We start from the raw sequence: 4261 nt of genomic DNA, 5'->3' as shown, positions 1-4261 counted from the left end.
GGCAGGCGCGACGACGTGCTCGGCCTGCTGCCCGCGTTCGACGTGTTCGTGCTGCCCAGCCGGTACGAAGGGTTGCCGCTGGCGGTGGTGGAGGCGATGCACTGCCGGGTGCCGGTGGTGGCCACGGCGGTCAACGCCCTCGGCGACGTGGTGCTGCCCGGCGTGACCGGGCTGCTCGCGCCTCCGGCCCGGCCCGCGGCGCTGGCCCGCGCCGTCCGGCACCTGCTGGACCATCCCGGTGAAGCGGCCGCGCTCGCCGATGCCGCGCAGGCGCACGTGCGCGGCAGGCACACGGGCGCGGACCTGGCCGCCGACCTCGCCGCCGCCTACCGGCCGGGTCCGCTGCCCGCTGCGCTGTCCGCCGCACAACTGTGACCTGCGGTAGTCGAAGCACCCTGAACGGATGAGACTGCAACGGACCTGCACCGGCCGCGCGACGAGCAGAGTGCACGGCCGCGAGCAGCGGCCGGCTCGGAGCACGGAAGGGAGCGGTGGTGCGGACCGAAACCCCGCCCGCGCCCGCGCGGTCCGATCCGGATCGGCGGTGGCGCGGCCTGCTGCACGACCTCGGGCACGGTTTGGCGACCGTGTCCTACCTGGCCGACGACATGCGCACCGACCCGGCGCTTTCCGGTACCGCGCGGCACCGGCTGGAGCTGATGGGCCGGGAACTGGCGCGGCTGCTGGACCTGGTGGCCGGTGATCCGGCGCCGCCGGAGCCGGTCGACGTGCGGGTCCTGCTCGGCCAGGTCGCCGCGGCCCGCGACTGCGGTTCGCCGGTGCTGGCGCTGCGTCCGGGCGAGCCGGTCATGTTGTGCACCGACCCGACGTTGCTGTGGCGGATGGTCTCGAACCTGGTCGACAACGCCGTCCGCGCCGCGGGACCCGGCGGGGTCGTGGAGCTGGCGGCCGCCGACGACGCCGGTGCGGTCCGGTTGGAGATCACCGACGACGGCCCGGGTATCGGAGGCGGACCCGCGGGAACGGCGTCGATGGGCCTGGGCATCGTGACCGGGCTCGCGCGCGCCTGCGGGGGCGAGCTGCACTTGGACGCGGCGGGGCCGAGGGGGACCTGCGCGCGGCTGGTGTTCCCGCGTTCTTGAGCGCACTGCGCGGGAAATCGATCCCGGTGGACCTTCCGTCGCGCGATCCTTCGGCAACGGGCTCCGGAACGGACGCGCCCTGGGCGCCGCACAGCTATGGGGGACCTCGATGAACGACGAAAGAACGCGCGTGCTGCTCGGCGACGACCATGCGATCTTCGTGGACGCGCTGGTCACCGCGTTGCCGCCGCGCGGTTTCCGGATCGTGGGGACCGCATCGGACATCACCGGTGCGGCCGCCGCGGTGCACCGGCTCGAACCCGAGATCTGCCTGCTGGACCGCTACTTCGCCGACGGCGACGGGGTGGCACGGCTCGGCGAGGTCGTCGGGGGCACGGCGACGAAGGTCGTGGTGCTCACCGCCGACACCGATGCGCGCGCCGTGCGCACCGCGCTGGCGACCGGTGCGGCGGGATGGGTGAACAAGATGTGCGGGCTGGACGTCCTGGTGCAGGCCATGCGCTCGGTCGTGGCGGGGCGCACGGCCGTCGAGCTGCCGGAAGCTCGGGTGCCTGCGCAGGACCACCGCGGGCAGCGCGCGGACGCCCGCAGGCTGGCCTCCTACCTCACCGGCCGCGAACGGGAATGCCTGAGCCTGCTGGTGCAGGGCGCGCAGACCGCGGCGATGGCCAAGATCCTCGGGGTGTCGACGACGACGGTGCGCACCCACGTGCAGGCGGTGCTGACCAAGCTCGGCGTGCATTCGCGGCTGGAGGCGGCTTCGTTCGCGATGCGGCACGACTTGCTCGGCGGCTCGTTCGACGCCTGGCGCGCCACCTGCTCGCGCTGAACCGCGCGCACCGTCCGAGAGCGTTCTCACGCCGTCCGGTCCTTGCTCGTGCAACGGGCTCGCCGGAAAATAGGTTTGTAACAAACACAAGTCGCGCCGGACGGCGAGGAGGTAGCAGCGATCATGGCTCGCGCCAAGGACTCGCGGGAGTACATCGCCGCGTTGGAACAGCTCGGCGACGTCCGCCACGTCGATACCGAGGTGCCGCAGGGGCTGGAGATCGGCGCGTTCATCCGGCGCAGCTACGAAACCCGCGCCCCGGCGCCGCTGTTCAGCAACATCAGCGGAACCGAGCCGGGATTCCGGCTGTTCGGCGCGCCCGGTGCGCTCAGCTCGGTCCCGGGCAGCCCGCTCGCCCGCATCGCGCTGTCGCTGGGCATGTCCCCGGACGCGGGTGCCCGCGAGATCGTGCAGGAGCTGGCGCAGGCCAGGGACCGCGACCCGATCGCGCCGAAGCAGGTGGAATCGGCGCCGTGCAAGCAGCACGTGCTGCTCGGCGAGGATGCGAGCCTGGCGAAGTTCCCGACTCCGCTGCTGCACGAAGGCGACGGCGGCCCGTACGTCAACACCTGGGGCACGATCGTCGTGCGCTCCCCGGAAGGGGACTGGGTGAACTGGTCCATCGCCCGGATCATGATGCTCGACGACAAGCACCTGACCGGTCTGGTGATGCGCCCGCAGCACATCGAGAAGGCGTGGCGGATGTGGGCCGAGCGGGGCGAGCCGATGCCGTTCGCGCTGGTGCAGGGCGGTGATCCGGCGTTGCCGTTCATCTCCGGCATGCCGCTTCCCGACGACGTCGACGAGCCCGGATTCCTCGGCGCGCTGTTCGGCGAGCCGATGGAGGTCGTCCCGGCCGAGACGGTGGACCTGCAGGTCCCGGCAGGCGCGGAGATCGTCATCGAGGGGCACGTGAGCGTCGAGCGCAACGCCGACGAAGGCCCGATGGGCGAGTACGCGGGCTACGCCCCCGCCGAAACGACCCGCCAGCCCACCTACACCATCGAAGCCATCACGCACCGCGACCGGCCGATCTGGCCGACCGTCGTCGAAGGCGAACCGGTCGACGAGTTCCACACCGCGACCGGCCTGACGATGGCCGCCGAGGTCTACGCGCTGCTGCGGCGGGCGGGCTTGCCGGTGGTCACCGCGTGGTCGCCGTTCGAGAGCGCGTCGCACGTGCTGGTGGTCAGCGTGCGGTCGGACTGGCGTGCGCAGCTGCCCGGCGTCTCCAGCGCGGAGCTGACGCGGCGGATCTCCGAGACGATCGGCGGATTCCGCTCCGAGCACCTGATCCCGCGCACCTTCGTGCTCGACGCCGACGTCGAACCGTCCAACACGGCCGAACTGACCTGGGCGCTGGCCACGCGGTGCCATCCGGAGGACTTCCGGGTCCTGCGCCACGGCGAGATCCTGCCGCTGCTGACCTGCTACACCCCCGAGGAGCGGCACGCGCAGCGCGGGACGAAGGTGGTCCACGACTGCCTGCTGCCCGCCGAAGGCGCGGGGCGCGAGCGCCGCAGCTCGTTCCGGTACATCTACCCGGAGCAGGTGCAGCGCTGGGTCGAGCAGCACTGGGACCGGTGACGGCCGCGCCCGTTCAGTCCTTTTCGGACTGCGCTGCTTCCGTTTCCTGCAGCGCTTCCAGCAGCGATCGCAATGCCGGCGCCGCCTGCTCCAGGCTGGACCGCTGCTCGCTGTCCATTTTGGACATGGCGGCGGCGACGATCCGTTCGCTGGCCCCGTCGTAGCGCTGGAGCAACTCGCGGGCGCGCTCGGTGAGCGCGATGTGCGAGATCCGGCGGTCGGTTTCGCCGGTGGTGCGGGTGGCCAGCCCGTCCCGCACCAGCGCGCGCACCAGGTTGCTCACGGTCGAACCGGCAGTGTTCAACGCGGCCGCGGCCTCCGCAACGGTCGGCGTCCCGAGCTGGTCCACGACCCGCATCAGCTCGACGCTCGCATCCGGGATCTCCGGCAGCCCGGCGGCCGCACGCGTCAACCGCAGCAGCCGCCGCCGCAGCGGCCCGATCGTCGAGGACAGCTGCCCGGCGATGTGGTCCATCCGGCGAGCCTGGCACACGCTGCGCGATCGGACTACGCCGCGACTCAGGTCATGACCGCCTCGATCAGGTGCGGGCCCGGCTCGGCGTGGGCGCGCTGCAGCGCGGCGCGGAGTTCGTCGCCGGTGGTGGCGCGGGAACCCGGCACGCCGAACCCGGCTGCCAGCGAGACCCAGTCCGCGCCGGGGTCGCCGAGGCTGGTCATCCCGTCGGCGGCCGGACCCGGCTGCCGCACCCCGGCGCGGCCGAGTTCGACGTCGAGGATGCGGTAGCGCGAGTTCGCGCAGATCACCGTGGTGACGTCGAGC

General features: G+C 72.6%; 6 protein-coding genes. 4 read left to right on the top strand and 2 right to left on the bottom strand.

Annotated features, from left to right (window positions below):
• The 4 genes from IJH84_RS20430 to IJH84_RS20415 form a co-directional block, all read left to right on the top strand.
• On the top strand, positions 1-375 hold a 375-nt coding region (locus tag IJH84_RS20430; protein WP_295147674.1), incomplete at its 5' end, for a glycosyltransferase.
• Between the two features lie 119 nt (positions 376-494).
• Positions 495-1103, top strand: a complete 609-nt coding sequence (locus IJH84_RS20425) for an ATP-binding protein (RefSeq protein ID WP_200069436.1) — start codon at positions 495-497, stop codon at positions 1101-1103.
• 109 nt (positions 1104-1212) lie between these two features.
• Positions 1213-1893: a response regulator transcription factor gene (locus tag IJH84_RS20420; RefSeq protein ID WP_200069435.1), complete on the top strand. Its 681-nt coding sequence runs from the start codon at positions 1213-1215 to the stop codon at positions 1891-1893.
• A 123-nt stretch (positions 1894-2016) separates the two neighbouring features.
• Positions 2017-3480 carry a UbiD family decarboxylase gene (locus IJH84_RS20415; protein WP_295147669.1) on the top strand — a complete coding sequence of 488 codons (1464 nt, stop codon included), beginning with the start codon at positions 2017-2019 and terminating at the stop codon, positions 3478-3480.
• Between the two features lie 13 nt (positions 3481-3493).
• On the opposite strand, the gene IJH84_RS20410 is transcribed toward IJH84_RS20415, so the two are convergent.
• Entirely contained in the window at positions 3494-3955 is a 462-nt protein-coding gene (locus IJH84_RS20410; protein WP_200069433.1) for a MarR family transcriptional regulator, read from the bottom strand.
• 44 nt (positions 3956-3999) lie between these two features.
• The coding region (locus tag IJH84_RS20405; RefSeq protein WP_295147665.1) for a thiamine pyrophosphate-dependent enzyme at positions 4000-4261 on the bottom strand (262 nt) is incomplete at its 5' end.

The organism is Saccharopolyspora sp. (assembly GCF_017434145.1).
In the GTDB taxonomy this organism is placed as follows: Bacteria; Actinomycetota; Actinomycetes; order Mycobacteriales; family Pseudonocardiaceae; genus Saccharopolyspora_C; species Saccharopolyspora_C galaxeae.
This window is presented reverse-complemented; position numbering and strand designations above follow the sequence as displayed.

What these genes read in the sequence shown, in the direction of transcription:
- IJH84_RS20420 (WP_200069435.1), top strand. Translation starts at nt 1,213, where the DNA reads ATGAACGACGAAAGAACGCGCGTGCTGCTCGGCGACGACCATGCGATC.
- IJH84_RS20410 (WP_200069433.1), bottom strand. Translation starts at nt 3,955, where the DNA reads ATGGACCACATCGCCGGGCAGCTGTCCTCGACGATCGGGCCGCTGCGG.
- IJH84_RS20415 (WP_295147669.1), top strand. Translation starts at nt 2,017, where the DNA reads ATGGCTCGCGCCAAGGACTCGCGGGAGTACATCGCCGCGTTGGAACAG.